The following is a 16,238-nucleotide window of genomic DNA, read 5'->3' as shown; positions in this document are numbered from 1 at the left end:
AAAAGCAGCCCGGACATCCGGGCTGTTTCTTATTGATTTATTTGTTAATATTATACTATTGTGAAGCGGGGAGGTGAAACATATGAAAACGGCTGATGTGATCATCGTATTGAATGAAATCGAGGGTGAATGTGAAGGAAGAATTATTTTAGAATGCAGAATTTAAGAAAACGAAACACGTCATATCAAACGTCCTTTTTCGGGGGCGCTTTTTTTATGCCTTTTTTCAGAAGCCATAAAAAAGAACTGAACGCGGGTCTCAACACGTTCAGTTGAAAATGGGTATGTTTAGAAAAAGGCAGACATGACCTTAGAACTTTGTGATTGAAACAGACTGGTGCTGAATTGAAGCGGCAGCTTATTGATTATGATTTGCAGATAGTTCCGTTTTGAGCGTTTACTTTCACCAATTCAGCTTAGCTTCCGTTTTGTTTCAGATAAAAGCGAATAATAGAAGGGGAAGCGAAAAAATAAACACAGGCTGATACATCTAAGGAGAGACTGCATCATGGATAAGTTGAAAGGCATCAAGCTGCTGAGTGCAGACGGCGAGTCTGCACTCATTGATTCTTTAACGATGGGGCTTCATCACGGAACGGTCCTCGGGGAAGACAATATCCTCGAGGCATACATCCGTTCTTTGCGCGAAAAGCTGAAGGACAAAGAACACAAGGTGATTCGCACGGTTCGGGGCGCCGGGTACAGGGTGAACCTGGCATGAAACGGCTGTACAGAACCCTCCGGTTCCAGCTCCTGTTCAGATCATTGGCGATTTTGACCTTGCTGTTATGTTTCATCGGCGGCACACAGTACATGTTGATGAAACGGACGATGTATGAAAATCAGGCGATCAGCATTCAGAGTGATATCAATTCAATGGATCAAAGCGTATGGAAGTCAATCAAAACCCTTGTCCGTTCCGAAACACCCGCTCATCCGAATGTGATTTACCCCGGGGTGACGGTTGCTTTTATCAATCAATCATACAAGATGTCAGTTTTATCAGAAGACCCGCACGCGGGGGCCGCTCCTTCTTTTCCGAAACACGTGTATCGGGATGCGCTGACAGATACAATGGCGCTTCACTATCAGGTGGCTCACAATAAGGCGGGTGAGGAAATCATCGTCGTGTTTCAGGCGATTTCCGTTGACAGAAGTCAGGCGGGAGTTGTGCAAATGAGCACGCTGACCCAGCCGCTGAATGATTCGCTTTTCCGCCAGATCAGCATTTTCGCGATGCTTTCCTTTGCGGCTTTGGTCATCGGACTGTTTGTTTTTTGCCGGTGATCCGGCTCACACTCAAGCCGCTGTCCCGCATTGTGCATATGATGGGTGACATTCATGCCGGCAGTCTCGATAAACGGCTGCCGATTGATAGGAAGCAGGCCGAAATTGAGTCATTGGGCATCTCCATCAATCAGATGCTGGAACGGATTGAAACCGCGTTTCAGGCGGAAAAAGAAGCGAAGGAGCGCATCCGGCAGTTTGTATCAGACGCATCACATGAGCTGAGAACGCCGCTTACCTCCATTCACGGCTTTATCGAAATTTTAATGCGCGGAGCGGCGGAAAAGCCGGAGCAGAGAGAAAAAGCGCTTCAAAGCATGTACGCGGAATCCGCCAGGGCGAATAAGCTGATAGAGGATCTTTTGTTTCTCGCGAAGATTGACCGGGAGCCGAGCTTTGAAATGAAAAAAGGCGCATTGGGAGACGTCATTTTGGAAATGGAGGCTGAGCTGAAGCAGCTCGCGAGAAACCGGAAACTCGAGTTCTTTGTCGATCAAAAGATAGAAGCTGTTTTTGACAAAAACAAAATGAAGCAGGCCATTCTCAATCTCTTTTACAATGCGGTGCAGCATACGGATGAAGACACGGGTGTCATCACCGTCTCCCTGCAGAAAGACGGAGGAATCATGCTTATGATTGCGGATAACGGAACGGGAATCGCTCCGGAGCATGTGCCTCATGTGTTTGACCGGTTTTACAGGGCGGAAACCTCCCGATCCCGTCAATCCGGCGGCGCGGAGCTGGGTCTTGCCATTACAAAAACCATTATTGACAGCCATAACGGAACAATTGAAGTGAAAAGTGAGCAGGGAAAAGGCTCCGTGTTCATCATCCGGCTGCCGGGATAGACCGGGATGCCGGAAGATGTATCACAATTTATATGTAAATTCTAAATTTTCAAAAAATAACTTGTCTTTTTCCAATAATGATGATAATATCTAGTTATTGGAAAAGGGGGTGTACTGATGAAGATTGAAGAACTTGATCTTGATACAGAAACAGCAAGCTTGGTGCAGCGTTGCTAGTAAAGCCGTGACTCCCCTCATTGGGGAGTTATTATCTTTCAGGGGGTATGTCATGATGTCAACGGACTGTAAGCGCTGGAAGTTTAAAGACAGCGTGCAGGTGCTGACCTACACGGCGCATATTATCATTCAATATCGAAAGGCGATTAAGCTTGCGCATACGAGTGAGATCAAAGAGGCGGTTGAACGGCTGATCACCGGCTGTGAAAAACAAGAGCTTTCTGATCTTCTGGGAGAGGAAGCGGGAAACCGGTTTTTCGATGCGTTAATGAAATTGGATGCTTTAATAGAGCCATGGCAAAACGGCCGTGAAGGCTGCATCACTGAAAAGCAGCTGTACCATTTTGAGAAATACAACCAAAACCCCAATCTGATCCAAAACAGATTAGACGGCAGCAGGGCAGCGATCGTGGGTCTGGGGGGCGTCGGAACGATCATTCTTCAAAACCTTTTGGCGGCGGGCATGCAGCATTTTATTCTCATTGATTTCGATGCCGTATCAGTACATAACCTGAACAGACAATTCGTCTATACTCAATCTTCTGTAGGCAAATTAAAGATCTCAGAATGCAGAGATTATATCGCGGGTATCAATCCCCATGCGGACGCAGCACTTTACCATCAGGAAATGACACAGCCGCAGGACCTGCGCGTGTTAGATCCGTACGAAATTGATATCGTCATAAATGCCGCTGACAAACCCCATAACATTTCTGAATGGGTTTATCAGTATTGTAAGGAGCGGAATATCGCGTTTATGACCGGGGGTGTCGGCAGCTTCAGCGGCCAATGGGGGCCTCTGCTCACGCCTGAATCCTATCAATCCGGCGTCACCTATGAAAAAAGCATGCCGGCCGGACTTCTGAACTGTTACCCCGATGAACCGATCAAAGGTTCTTTAGGAGCGACAAACGGTATTATATCCTCGTTTATGTCTCATGACATTATCACATACCTTGCAGGCGGAAGCCCGAAATCCCTGAATACCCGCATCGGCTTGGACTTTGACGGCCTTCATATTACAGAAACGAAGCTATCTCAAAAGGAAAGCGCTTTATGAAGACGATGCATCGTACGGCGAGAAAACCGGGCGACCCTCTGAAAATAGAAATCGACACAAGCCCGATACGCTTGAACCCATTAGATACGCAGGATTACACAAGCAAGATGATTTGCAGCATTATGTATGAAAGCCTGCAGGACGGCTATAACTGCCGAATCATCCGCAAAGATCGCCGCACCTGTCAGGTGGACATTCACCCGGACTATTTAGGTGACGCCGAGGGTGTGGTTCAAACGATCATCTATCATCTGACAAAAGAAAACCAAAGTCCCCATCTCGGCAGTTTCCTGAACATAAAACAGGCCGTTCCGTATGTAAAAGGCCTCGTCTCATCCGATCAGCTCGGGGTGAACGTAACGGGCGAAAAACGCTTTGAAGTCACCTTGGACGAGCCGTCTGATGAAATAGAAGCCGTTTTGCAGAGCAGCTTTCTGATTCCGGCGACCGCCGGGGGCGATGTGCCGGAAAACGGCCCGTACCGATTCAAGCGTACGTTTGAGAAGGGACTGGAATTTGAGCGGAATCCGCAATATAAAATGACGCCCGCGGATGACCGCACCGTTCAGATCATCCAATTTATTTTGAATGATGATCTGGAAAAAAGCATCGGGCTGTACGAAGCGAATCAGACCGATGTAACCTGCCACACCCAGTTTCATCATTCCAACATGAGGTATCGGCAGTATGCTGATTTTAAAGAAAATCATTTGCCGATGTTATTTACCTTCAAGGTAAAGGACGGCATGCTGAGAACTTTCATTCAGCATTATTTTGATAAACAAAAGCTGGCCGGCGATTTGGGGCATATCATCACACCGACTGATTCACTGATCGGTATATGGGAAAGCGGACGGACACCGCAGAAAGATCCGCCCCTTTTGACAAAAGAAGAGCCGATCCGAATTGTTTATGCCGATTATTATCCCAACGGAGAGATCATTGAAAGGCTGGCTGAATTGTTTCGGAGGGCCGGAGCGGACGTATCCGTCTCCCGCGTCAGTCATTTCAATGATTATTACCATATGGATAAAAGCGGGTTTGATATTGAGCTCCATTTGTTTCTGCCGGGTTATATGCATGAGCTGAGCTATATCAAATATTTCATCCGCGACATCAGCGATCCGGGGAAGAAAAAAACGATCATTGATGCCATAGGATCTGAAAAAAAGAAGGAACTTTTTGGGTTATTCGAGAATACAACTCATTATTGCCCAATTTGTTTTGGGAAAAGTCTGTATCTGCAAGATCCATGTATAGAGGGTTTTAGTGTAAAGACTGACGGGCTCCTTTCTGTTCATGATGTTAAATGCAGATAGCTGGAAAGGGGTATTCATTTGCGGAATCGAAATTTGCTTTATTTCTCCGGTTTTTTCGGAAACTTCTTTTTCGAACGGGGAATTTGGATTTTATATTTAACAAGCATGAATTATTCATTGTTTCTAGTGGGCATCCTGCAATCGGTCCTGAATTTGGCGATGTTTCTGGCGGAAGTGCCGAGCGGCGTCATCTCGGACAGAATCGGGAGAAAAAAATCGCTCTTGCTCGGCCATTTTATGGTCATTGTCTATTTGGTGATGTTCCTGAGCTTCCATAACTTCATCGCCCTCTTCATCGCCCATATTATATACGGTATCGGGCTGACGTTTATATCAGGAACGGATCACGCCTTTTTGTTTGATTCACTGAAAGAACAAGGGAAAGAAAAGTGGTACGGCAAATCCATCGGAAATTATAACGGACTTGTCATACTTGGTCTTGCGATCGCCATGGGCATCGGCGGCTACTTGCAGGAAATATCATGGTCGTATGTGTTTATCGCCGGGATTGTGACTCAGCTGATTGCGATGGCGGTCATTACACAGCTGACGGAAATCAAATTTGAAAACAGTGAACACGAAACGCAGACGGTCGGGGACATCTTAAAAGAAGTCAAAGATTTCTTCAGGCTGAACAAAGCCTTTAAATATCTGGTGCTGTCACTGTCTGTTTTCTTTGCGATTACATCGGTTTTTTATATGTACGGACAAGATTTGTTAAGTCAGGAAGGGCTGTCCGTGCGCAATATATCCATTATTTTTGCGGGACTGTCCATCTTGCAGGCGCTGTGCTCCATCTTTTCTTCAAAGCCGGCGGAAAAATTCACGCCGAGGCGCGTGCTTCTGCTGACATTCTGCATCATCGGGGCGGCCTATCTGTTTATACCTTCGGGCAGCCTGTACGTGACGATTGCAGCTTTTGTCGTCATCAACGCGCTCTATGATGTGATAGAACCCGTATCCAGTCAGGTGGTGAATAATGAGATTCCGTCCAGAACGAGAGCCACGCTGCTGTCCATTATCAGTTTGATGACCTCGCTCTTCATGTTCATTGCCTTTCCGTTTATCGGATTCTTAACGGACTATTTTGATTCAGCTTTGCTGCTGACCGCAATCGGGGTATTATCCATCTTATTGTCGCTGTTTATGATGCTCAGCTTTTACAAACTGAAAGCGAGCGTCGCCATCCAGAATAAAGTCGAGCTTTGAACCAGAATGACAAAGGGATGATGTGAGTTGCTGAATATTCATAATCTTACGGTAAATGTAGCGGGAGATACCATTTTCAAACAAGTTTCTTTCTTCATCAATGAAGGCGAAAAAGTGCTTGTGGCCGGGCCGAACGGTTCCGGCAAAAGCACGCTGTTCAGGGTGCTTTCCGGGGAGCTTGAGGCGGATGAAGGAACGATTGCGATCAACAAAGGGGCGAAGGTCGGTTTGCTGAAGCAGATCGCTGACCCCCATGAGGATCTGACATTGTATCAATATCTGGAAAAATCGTTTGAAGCTCTCGCGGCGATCCAGAAGGAAATGAAGGCCATTGAGCTGAAGCTTTCGGAACCGATGAGTGATGACGAGCTGACTGCTTTATTGGAAAAGTACAGTCAATACACGGAAACATTTGAGCGGAACAACGGCTACCAGATGCATGCGATGATTGACGAGGTATGCAACGGGCTCAGCCTCAGCGAATTAAAGGATCAGCCGTTCTCAAAGCTGAGCGGCGGCGAAAAACAAAAGCCGGCCTTGCCGAAATTTTAATCCGCAACGACGACATTATACTGCTGGACGAGCCGACCAACCATTTGGATGTCCATGCGATTGAATGGCTTGAAGGGTTTATTAAAAAATCGAACAAAACCATTCTGTTTACGACCCACGATAAAACGTTTGCCGACCAAACGGCGATGAAGGTGCTCGAGATTGATGATACTGAGGTGAAGATTTGGCCTTACGGTTTCAGCGAATACCTGAAAAAACGGGAAGAATTCATCATCGCCCAGTTTGAGAAATATGAAGAACAGCAGAGAAAAATACAGAAGATGAAGGAATCCATCGCCCAGCTGAGAGATTGGGCCAACCGCTCGAATCCGCCGTCTGTCGGCCTGCACAGACGCGCGAATAATATGGAAAAGGCGCTGAAAAGGATCGAGCTGATCAATAAGCCGGTCCGGACGGAGCAAAAATTAAAAAACGCATTTCAGGAAGCGGGCGCCGGTTCAAAAGATATTGTGTTCATTGAAAACGGAAAGGTGGCCAACGGATCTTCCCTTTTATATCAAAATGTGAATCTGCGCATAAAGCATAAAGACAGAATCGGCATCGTCGGCAGAAACGGCGTCGGCAAAACAACGCTGATCCGCTGCATCATCGGGGAAAGAGAACTGTCGGACGGCACCATTAAAGTAGGGGAAAATCTTAAAATAGGCTACATTGATCAAAAGAGCCACGTCGGAGATTCGAGTCAGACGATTCTGCAATTCTTTAAAGAAAATCTGCTGACTGAAGAGGGCATGGCCCGGAATATGCTGGCCAAGTACGGATTTTACGGGTCGTCAGTCTTTAAAAAACTTTCCGTCCTGTCGGGCGGTGAGAGAATCAGGCTGAAGCTGTCCATCTTAATGGAAAAAAGCTGAATGTTTTGATCCTGGATGAGCCGACCAACCACTTGGATATTGAATCTCAGGAAATTCTCGAAAACAGCCTGATGCAGTTTCAAGGCACCATCATCTGCGTTTCTCACGACAGAAACCTGCTGGAGAAGTTCAACAAGATTTTCTGGCTTGAGAATCAAAACGTCACCATCTTTTCAGGTCCATACAGTTACGCCAAACAAAAAACGGCAGATTGCCGAATAAAAGGGGAATGGATATGACCATTGACAGACTGACAATCAATGAGTTATCGTACGATCTTTTTGTAAGCGAGTATGCTGATAAGAAACCTTTTATTTTGACGGGGGCAATGGATCACTGGGAATGCAGGCGGTGGACGCTTGAATACATTGGCGAACACTATGGAGACAGAATGGTCACCATCCGGAAATCAGATATCGAAGGGGTCAAAACGTTTAAACAAGTAAAGCTTTCCAACTATATCGAGTACATTGATCAGAATGATGACAAATGGTACTGTGACTGGAATTTTACGCAGCTGAACCAAAATGACTTAGACCTTGTCTATTCCGCACCCGAGTATTTTACAAAAGACACATTGAGAGCGGATGAAGAAACGGGACGGGACTGGAAATGGTTCTTTCTCGGTTCTAAGCAGACAGGCACGCCGCTGCATCAGGATTTTAACAGCACGCACGCGTGGAACGGCGTCATTTTCGGAGAGAAGGAATGGATCTTCTATCATCCGGACGACTCTCCGTATTTGTACGAAGGAAATATCAATGTCTTTGATGAAAAAGACATAGAGCAAAAACCGCTGGCGCAAAAGGCGTCTCCGATCCGCTTCAGACAAAAGGCGGGAGAAATCATTTACGCGCCGCGCCATTGGTGGCATCAAGTCGAGAATACGGAACATACATTGGCAGTGAGTGAGAACTTTTGGTTTACCGGAGAGCGGCTTGCCAATCAGATATAAACGAAAGGCTGAGGAGCACCTCAGCCTTTTTTTGTATGGATTCATTTCATCCGGTCCAGACCGAATTTTTTCAGGCGGTATTGCAGGCTCTGTCTGCTGATTCCGAGCTCGTTTGCCGTTTTGGATATGTTATTGCCGTGTTTTCTCAGAGTTTTTTCGATCATGTATTTTTCGAAGTTTTCCATTTTGTCTTTTAAATCGGTGCCGGGCTGGGTGGTTGCGGCGGCTTTGCTTTCCGTGTCAGCGGGTTTGATTTTCATCCGGTATTGGTAAGGCAGGTGGGCCGCCGTAATCGTCGTTTCATCCGTCATAAAGTTCATGGCGCCTTCAATCATATGTTCAAGCTCGCGGATGTTGCCCGGCCAGTCATATTCCAGGAAAAATTGCTGCACATCGTCACTGATCGAATCGACATGCATTTGGAACAGGTGGTTGTTTTTCTGGATAAACACTTCGGCCAGAGGCAGAATATCCTCCTTGCGCTCCCGGAGCGGGGGAATGATCAGCGTGACAACGCTTAAGCGGTAGTATAAATCTTTGCGCAGCCGCTCTTCTGAAATGGCGGTGATCGGGTCTTCATTCATCGTGGCGATGATACGGACGTCAATCGGTTTGTCCTGAGCTGATCCGATGCGCCTGATTTTCTTTTCCTGAAGGGCGCGGAGCAGTTTTGCCTGCAGGCTGAGATTGAGAGAGTTGATCTCATCGAGGAGCAGGGTGCCTCCCTGCGCCTGCTCAAATAAACCGGGCTGGTCGATGGCTCCGGTAAAGGCGCCTTTTTTCGTGCCGAATAAAATACTTTCGACCAGACTGTCCGGCAGGGCGGCGCAGTTTTGTGATATGAACGGGGCCCCTGAGCGCTGGCTGCCGTTGTGAATGCTTTGGGCGAACAGTTCCTTGCCTGTTCCCGTCTCGCCGGCCAAAAGCACGGACGATGACGTACGGGTTGCCCGTTTCGCGTTTTCGATGACTTCCCTAATGACCGGGCTGTTGCCGAGAATGCTGTCAAACGTGTAGCTGTTCTGTTCTTTCCTGTGCATGTTCTCCCTGATCAGCCGTTCGAGCTTGGTGACGTCCTTGGCGATTTCCACGGCGCCCTTGATCTCGCCGTTTTGCACAATCGGGAAGGTGTGGTTGATCGTCGTGATTTCCTGGCCTTTGTTATTGAAATAGCTCTGCTTTACATTTTTAATCGTTTTGCCTTCTTGAAGGGCCTGAACGAGCGTGCTGTCCTGCTGATTGGAAAACATAAATACATCAGTCAGGTTTTTATGCAGGACGTCCCGTTCATCCATATCTTCAATCTGCATCATTTTCTTATTGTAAATGACGGTGCTGCCCTTCTCGTCCACCACATGCAGCCCGACATCAATCTCTTCCAGAATGCTTTGTAACACGAGTGTGTAAAATTCGCTGGTTGTGTGCAGGTCAATTCCCCCTCTCAATCGTCTTAACATTCATTATTTTAAAATAAATCGAACAGGAAACGCAAAAAAATTTTGCGCTTGGCGATGTTTAAAAATAAATGGAAATTGAGGTAATAAAACCATTGACTTTTTTAGGGAAATGATTGATATTTAGATATATACTTAAATATCTAAATCATGTACGTATGAGAGGGGGAAAGTTTTTGAATAAAGCTTTTAAAGCACTGGCCGATCCTACAAGGAGAAGAATTTTGGATTTATTAAAGAAACAAGACATGACAGCTGGTGAAATTGCGAAACACTTCGACATGTCAAAACCCAGTATTTCTCATCACCTTACCATATTGAAAAATACTGATTTGGTTCACGATGAGAGGAAGGGCCAATTTATTATGTATTCATTAAATACCACTGTATTACAGGATCTTATAGGCTGGTTCTTTTCTCTGACTGATTCAGAACATGATAATAAGAAAGGCGGGGAATCATGAAAAAATATCTCTTTTCGGCAGGAATCATTGTTTTAACTGTTTTCACATGGGTTTGCACTTATTCATCTTTACCGGACAATTTGGCGACACACTGGGGATTAAACGGAAGTGCAAATGATTACCAAACGAAAGCTGATGCGATGATGATGCTTATTGGCATCATGATTATTGTATATATTTTAATGGTTATCATCCCTAAGATTGATCCTAAAAATAACTACAAAACATTTATCCGGCCATATATGGCTATATTTAATACAATGTTTGCGGTTCTGTTTGTCATTAATCTGATGACCATCTTGACCGGCCTGGGATATGATCTCCCTATATCTTATTTAGGAAACTTTATAGTGGGAGTCATTTTCATGGTGTTTGGAAACTTCATTCAGATCGTGAAGCCTAATTTCTTTTTAGGGATAAGAACACCTTGGACGCTGAGCAGTGAAAGAGTTTGGAAGGATACACACAGGGTTAGTTCGAAAATTTTTGTCGTAGCGGGCATACTCATGATGCTTGCAGCCTTTTTGCCGCCGGTATATAGAGTGTCAGTCATTTTCATTGCGGCAATCGGCTGTATCATATTATCTTTACTATATTCTTACATTGTATATCAGAGACAATTAAATAAATAATTGTTGAACAGGAGCAATCTAATCGGATTGCTCCTGTTTTGTCAGCGGGAAACGCAAAAAAATTTTGCGCTTGGCTGAAGTTTGCACGCAAACTGCCGGAATATTTTGCAGGAAAAGAAAGAATGCCGGCGAAACATCCCGTTTTTTCGGATTGGCACGGAACTTGCTTTATAAAAAGGGAAAGCAAGATCTAATGTTGAATGATTACAAAACAAGGGGGAATCAGATTATGTCAGCTTTCACAAAATCTCAAGAAATTATCAGCCAAACTTCACATTACGGCGCGAACAATTATCATCCTCTGCCGATTGTTATTTCCGAAGCGCAGGGTGTATGGGTAAAAGACCCTGAAGGCAATCAATATATGGATATGCTGAGTGCTTATTCTGCGGTGAACCAGGGGCACAGACATCCGAAGATCATTCAGGCGCTGAAGGATCAGGCGGATAAAATCACTTTGACGTCACGCGCGTTCCATAACGATCAGCTCGGCCCGTTTTATGAGAAAACAGCCAAGCTGACCGGAAAAGATATGATTCTGCCGATGAATACGGGAGCGGAAGCCGTTGAATCCGCTGTCAAAGCGGCGAGACGCTGGGCATATGAGGTCAAAGGAGTAGCGGATAATCAGGCGGAAATCATTGCGTGTATCGGCAACTTCCACGGCAGAACGATGCTCGCGGTATCCCTTTCTTCAGAAGATGAGTATAAACGCGGTTTCGGACCTATGCTTCCGGGTATAAAATTAATTCCATACGGAGACGCAGAAGCGCTGCGCCGGGCGATCACGCCGAACACAGCCGCTTTCTTATTCGAACCGATTCAGGGAGAAGCGGGCATCGTCATTCCGCCGGAAGGATTTTTACAAGAAGCGGCCGCTATTTGTAAGGAAGAAAATGTGCTTCTGATCGCTGATGAAATTCAGACGGGACTCGGCCGCACAGGGAAAACATTCGCGGTTGACTGGGAAAATATCGTACCGGATATGTTCATCTTAGGCAAAGCGCTCGGCGGGGGCGTCTTCCCGATTTCGTGCATCGCGGCGAACCGTGACATTCTCGGCGTGTTTAACCCGGGTTCCCACGGCTCGACATTCGGCGGAAACCCGCTCGCTTGCGCGGTATCGCTCGCATCTCTTGAAGTCCTTGAGGAAGAAGGGCTGGCAGAGCGTTCCCTTCAGCTTGGCCGGTATTTTAAAGAAGAGCTTGAGAAAATTGATAACCCGATCATAAAAGACGTGCGCGGACGCGGCCTGTTTATCGGCGTTGAACTGACAGAAGCGGCCCGCCCGTACTGTGAAAAGCTGAAAGGCGAAGGGCTTTTATGCAAAGAAACACATGATACCGTGATCCGTTTTGCACCGCCGTTAATGATTTCCAAGGAAGACTTGGACTGGGCGATCCAAAAGATCACAAACGTGCTTCAAAACGCGTAAAACCTTGATGCGGCAATGCTTTCCCTCGGCTTGTATGGAATTTACAAATAAAAAATTCAGCACACTCTATTTGCGCGGAGACAGTATTTTAGTATAATGTATCTTTATGTACGAAAATGAATTTCATATAACATTCATATACAAATAGAGGCTCTTTGGACAGCAAATCGGTTTCAAAGCACCGGCTTGGTTCCAATACAAGTTGCTGAAGGGGTGCAGAATAGTGAATACAAATCAAAAAGAGAATCAGCTTCAGCGCACAATGAAATCGCGCCATTTGTTTATGATTTCATTAGGCGGAGTGATCGGCACCGGGTTTTTCCTGAGTACCGGATTTACAATTAACCAGGCGGGACCGCTGGGCGCGGTTCTGTCTTATCTGGTCGGCGGTTTTATTATGTTTTTGACAATGCTCTGCTTAGGCGAGCTTGCGGTTGCCCTTCCCGTATCAGGGTCGTTTCAGACGTACGCAACCAAATTCATCAGCCCCGCTTTCGGTTTCGCATTCGGCTGGCTGTACTGGCTCGGCTGGGCGGTGACATGCGCCATTGAGTTTTTATCTGCGGGACAATTGATGCTCCGCTGGTTTCCGCATGTTCCCGTATGGGTGTGGTGCCTCGTGTTTGTCGGGTTGATGTTTCTTTTGAACGCGATTACCACAAAAGCGTTCGCTGAGTCGGAATTTTGGTTTTCCGGCATTAAAATTTTAGTCATTCTGCTGTTTATTATTTTGGGCGGCGCCGCCATGTTCGGCCTGATCGACATGAAACACGGCGAGCAGGCTCCTTTCTTCTCTCATTTTTATGAGGATGGATTGTTTCCGAACGGCATTAAGGCTATGCTTATTACGATGATTACCGTAAACTTCGCGTTCCAGGGAACGGAGCTGATCGGGGTTGCCGCGGGAGAAAGTGAAAATCCCGAGAAAACAATTCCGCGCTCTATCCGGCAGACGGTATGGAGAACCCTTGTCTTTTTCGTTCTCTCCATCATCGTCATTGCCGGCATGATTCCGTGGAAGCAGGCGGGAGTGGTCGAAAGCCCGTTTGTCGTGGTGTTTGAACAAATCGGTATTCCATATGCGGCCGATATTATGAACTTTGTTATCTTAATTGCGCTGCTCTCAGTGGCCAACTCAGGCCTGTTTGCATCGACGCGTATCCTATATGCCATGGCGAACGAAGGACAAGCCTTTAAATCGCTCGGCAAAACAACTAAACGCGGCGTGCCGATGAACGCTTTGATCGTGACACTGGCCGTCGCCTGCCTGTCCCTGCTGTCTAAAGTGGCAGCGCCGGAAACCGTTTATATGTTTCTCTTATCATTAGCCGGACTAAGCGCGCAGGTCGGCTGGATTACGATTTCCCTGTCACAGCTGATGTTCAGACGGAAATATATCCGCGAAGGCGGCAAAGTGGAAGACCTGAAGTTTAAAACACCGCTGTACCCGGTGCTGCCTATTATCGGGCTGACGTTAAACACGGTCGTTCTGATCAGCCTCGCATTTGATTCAGAACAGCGGCTCGCCCTTTATTGCGGCATCCCGTTCATGGCGGTGTGCGTTATCGTCTATCATCTGTATGTAAAAAAGCATAAGCAGTCAGAAAAACAGATAGAGCTTTAAATCTTTTCGTGTCCAAGTCATCTTTGAGAAACCCGCACAGGACAACATACAACATGTTGAGGTGGAAAAACGGATGAACAAGAATATCTCAGTTATTGGAATGCCGATGGATTTAGGACAAGCACGACGCGGAGTGGACATGGGCCCGAGCGCCATCCGCTACGCGCATCTCATTGAACGGTTATCTGACATGGGGTATGCGGTGGAAGACTTAGGCGACATCCCCGTCAATCGTGAAAAACTCAAAAATGATGAAGAGCTGAAAAATTTGAACTCTGTGCTCTCGGGGAACGAGCAGCTCGCCCAAAAGGTGGACAGCGTCATTGAGAATGAGCGGTTCCCTCTCGTCTTGGGCGGCGATCACAGCATCGCGATCGGAACGCTGACAGGAACGGCAAAGCACTATAAACAGCTCGGCGTCATCTGGTACGACGCGCACGGCGACTTAAACACCCTGGAAACATCGCCGTCAGGCAATATTCACGGAATGCCGCTGGCCGTCAGCCTCGGCGTCGGGCACGACACGCTGGTGAATCTGGGCGGGTATGCCCCGAAAATCAAGCCGGAGAACGTCGTCATCATCGGCGCGAGATCGCTTGATGAAGGCGAGCGTGAATACATTAAGGAAACAGGCATGAAAGTCTATACGATGCATGAGATTGACCGCCTCGGCATGACAAAGGTCATTGAAGAAACCATTGACTACCTGTCAGACTGTGACGGCGTTCACCTCAGCCTTGATCTAGACGGCCTTGATCCGAGCGACGCACCCGGCGTAGGCACGCCTGTCGTCGGCGGCATCAGCTATCGTGAAAGCCACTTGGCAATGGAAATGCTGTATGATGCCGACATCATCACTTCAGCTGAATTTGTCGAAGTCAACCCGATCCTCGATCACAAAAACAAAACCGGCAAAACAGCGGTCGAGCTGGTAGAATCTTTGTTAGGAAAAAAACTATTATAAAATATGCGCCTCCGCACCTGCGGAGGTTTTTTTTGTTGCCACGAGGAAACTAGCGGGCTGCCACCCTCTTTTTGGACCTGTAAATATGATATATTTATTACACAAAATGGGAAAGGGAGGTGTCCTGACAGATGGCTGAAGTGATGGCCCACGAAACAGTTGCGAAAAAAATCAGTGACTGGTATGAGGAAATCAAAAAGCACAACACTGAATCGGCTGAGGCGTTAAGAGAACAACTGCTTACGGATCTGCAAAATATGACACAAAATCAAACGGTGCTCCTTTATTTTAATTTAATTGATTCCCGCTATAAGCTTTTGATGGAAGAGTATGAGAAAACAGACGGCATTTTAAAAACGATCCAACTGAACGCCGATAAAGAAAAACAGACCAGATGATTCAATACTATTATTATTTCTTTTCCGGAATGCACGAGTTTTACCGTAAACGGTTTATGAACGCTATTAATTTTTACCGGATTGCTGAAAGCAGGCTCCGGCACATACCGAATGAGATTGAAAGAGCCGAGTTTAATTATCAAGTGGCGATTGCCTACTATGAAATCCGCCAAAACTACTTTGCGATGAACCACGCGGAAAAAGCGTTGGAGATCTACAAAGCCAATGAAATGTACGCGGTCAGAGAAGCACAGTGTTTAATGGTGATCGGCTGTAACAGAATGGACTTGTTTCACTATCAGAAAGCCGAAGAGCTCCTGCAGACGGCGGTTCATCAAGCCGCCAAAGCGGGCGATCCGCATATTGAAGCGCTCGCCCACTTTAACGCAGGCATTTGCTATGAAAGACAGGAAAAACTGGAGGAGGCGCGGGTCGAGTTTGAAACGGCTCTTGATCAAAAGGAGCATTTGCGATCAGCGTATTCGGTCCGGAGTCTGTACATGCTGGCCAGAGTGTTATTGAAGCAGGAAAAGACGGATGAGGGCCGGTTTTGGCTGCATAAAGCGCTGAATGCAGCTGAAGAAAAAACGAACCCGTATACACCCAAAAGCTGCGCATCTTACAGCATGTCTTTATTGACCGCAATGAAGAAGCGCTTGAATCAGCTTTCGCCGAGTTAAGAAGGAAAGAGCTGTGGAGTGACGTTTCCGATTTGTCGTATCAGGCCGCGGCGCATTTTAAAAAACAGGAGAAATACAAACCGGCGGCGAAGTATTTTCAGGAATCAATTGATGCCAATGACCAAATTTTGAGATTAACGGAGGGGATTCGTAATGAAAACATGTAAATTCATTGTACTCTCAGCAGCCTTGGCAAGTCTCATTTCGATTGGATTATTTGCGCAAACTGGTTCAACGGCACAAGCCGACCAAATCATAAAACCGGCGGAAAACGGAGCCTTCGGATAATACTGCATGATACCGCT

Annotated in this window: 15 protein-coding genes and 2 pseudogenes; 16 read left to right on the top strand and 1 reads right to left on the bottom strand. The window is 46.5% G+C overall.

The window, feature by feature from the left end:
• The first annotated feature begins 508 nt into the window (after positions 1-508).
• The 9 genes and pseudogenes from D368_RS02640 (at position 509) to D368_RS02610 (ending at position 8,282) form a co-directional block, all read left to right on the top strand.
• The gene (locus tag D368_RS02640; protein ID WP_101562600.1) at positions 509-721 is read left to right on the top strand and encodes a winged helix-turn-helix domain-containing protein; all 213 of its coding nucleotides are present in this window, start codon (positions 509-511) and stop codon (positions 719-721) included.
• Positions 718-2,135: pseudogene (locus D368_RS02635) on the top strand (sensor histidine kinase). Before D368_RS02640 ends, D368_RS02635 begins: the two are co-directional and overlap by 4 nt.
• A gap of 229 nt (positions 2,136-2,364) precedes the next feature.
• Entirely contained in the window at positions 2,365-3,372 is a 1,008-nt protein-coding gene (locus D368_RS02630) for a ThiF family adenylyltransferase (RefSeq protein WP_128574535.1), read from the top strand.
• Positions 3,369-4,691 (top strand): periplasmic substrate-binding domain-containing protein, encoded by a 1,323-nt coding sequence (locus tag D368_RS02625; protein ID WP_128574534.1) that lies wholly within the window; start codon positions 3,369-3,371, stop codon positions 4,689-4,691. Before D368_RS02630 ends, D368_RS02625 begins: the two co-directional genes overlap by 4 nt.
• Positions 4,692-4,709: 18 nt before the next feature.
• Positions 4,710-5,900, top strand: coding sequence for an MFS transporter (locus D368_RS02620; protein ID WP_014306161.1), 1,191 nt, complete (start codon positions 4,710-4,712; stop codon positions 5,898-5,900).
• A gap of 27 nt (positions 5,901-5,927) precedes the next feature.
• A complete protein-coding gene (locus D368_RS19850; protein WP_486129196.1) occupies positions 5,928-6,452 on the top strand; it encodes an ATP-binding cassette domain-containing protein in 525 nt (174 codons plus the stop codon).
• Entirely contained in the window at positions 6,359-7,327 is a 969-nt protein-coding gene (locus tag D368_RS19845) for an ATP-binding cassette domain-containing protein (protein WP_486129195.1), read from the top strand. The genes D368_RS19850 and D368_RS19845 overlap by 94 nt, the downstream gene beginning before the upstream one ends.
• A gap of 32 nt (positions 7,328-7,359) precedes the next feature.
• Positions 7,360-7,566, top strand: a complete 207-nt coding sequence (locus D368_RS19840; RefSeq protein WP_486129194.1) for a hypothetical protein — start codon at positions 7,360-7,362, stop codon at positions 7,564-7,566.
• Positions 7,563-8,282 (top strand): cupin-like domain-containing protein, encoded by a 720-nt coding sequence (locus D368_RS02610; RefSeq protein ID WP_128574533.1) that lies wholly within the window; start codon positions 7,563-7,565, stop codon positions 8,280-8,282. Before D368_RS19840 ends, D368_RS02610 begins: the two co-directional genes overlap by 4 nt.
• Before the next feature lie 41 nt (positions 8,283-8,323).
• On the opposite strand, the gene D368_RS02605 is transcribed toward D368_RS02610, so the two are convergent.
• Positions 8,324-9,739, bottom strand: coding sequence for a sigma-54 interaction domain-containing protein (locus tag D368_RS02605; RefSeq protein ID WP_486129193.1), 1,416 nt, complete (start codon positions 9,737-9,739; stop codon positions 8,324-8,326).
• A 173-nt stretch (positions 9,740-9,912) separates the two neighbouring features.
• On the opposite strand from D368_RS02605, the gene D368_RS02600 reads away from it, so the two are divergent.
• The 7 genes and pseudogenes from D368_RS02600 to D368_RS19835 all read left to right on the top strand — a co-directional run bounded on the left by D368_RS02600 (position 9,913) and on the right by D368_RS19835 (position 16,221).
• Positions 9,913-10,200, top strand: coding sequence for an autorepressor SdpR family transcription factor (locus D368_RS02600; RefSeq protein ID WP_058906481.1), 288 nt, complete (start codon positions 9,913-9,915; stop codon positions 10,198-10,200).
• Positions 10,197-10,832 (top strand): SdpI family protein, encoded by a 636-nt coding sequence (locus D368_RS02595; RefSeq protein ID WP_109567565.1) that lies wholly within the window; start codon positions 10,197-10,199, stop codon positions 10,830-10,832. Before D368_RS02600 ends, D368_RS02595 begins: the two co-directional genes overlap by 4 nt.
• Before the next feature lie 229 nt (positions 10,833-11,061).
• Positions 11,062-12,267, top strand: a complete 1,206-nt coding sequence (locus D368_RS02590) for an ornithine--oxo-acid transaminase (protein ID WP_004393130.1) — start codon at positions 11,062-11,064, stop codon at positions 12,265-12,267.
• Between the two features lie 223 nt (positions 12,268-12,490).
• Positions 12,491-13,891 (top strand): amino acid permease, encoded by a 1,401-nt coding sequence (locus D368_RS02585; RefSeq protein WP_004393132.1) that lies wholly within the window; start codon positions 12,491-12,493, stop codon positions 13,889-13,891.
• Positions 13,892-13,964: 73 nt separating this feature from the next.
• Positions 13,965-14,855 carry an arginase gene (gene rocF, locus D368_RS02580; RefSeq protein WP_007407883.1) on the top strand — a complete coding sequence of 297 codons (891 nt, stop codon included), beginning with the start codon at positions 13,965-13,967 and terminating at the stop codon, positions 14,853-14,855.
• 131 nt (positions 14,856-14,986) lie between these two features.
• Positions 14,987-16,100: pseudogene (locus tag D368_RS02575) on the top strand (response regulator aspartate phosphatase).
• Positions 16,087-16,221, top strand: a complete 135-nt coding sequence (locus D368_RS19835; RefSeq protein ID WP_004393139.1) for a hypothetical protein — start codon at positions 16,087-16,089, stop codon at positions 16,219-16,221. The pseudogene D368_RS02575 and the gene D368_RS19835 overlap by 14 nt, the downstream one beginning before the upstream one ends.
• Positions 16,222-16,238: the final 17 nt, after the last annotated feature.

The sequence above is a fragment of the Paenibacillus lentimorbus NRRL B-30488 genome (genome assembly GCF_000411595.1).
GTDB classification, from domain to species: domain Bacteria; phylum Bacillota; class Bacilli; order Bacillales; family Bacillaceae; genus Bacillus; species Bacillus velezensis.
This window is presented reverse-complemented; position numbering and strand designations above follow the sequence as displayed.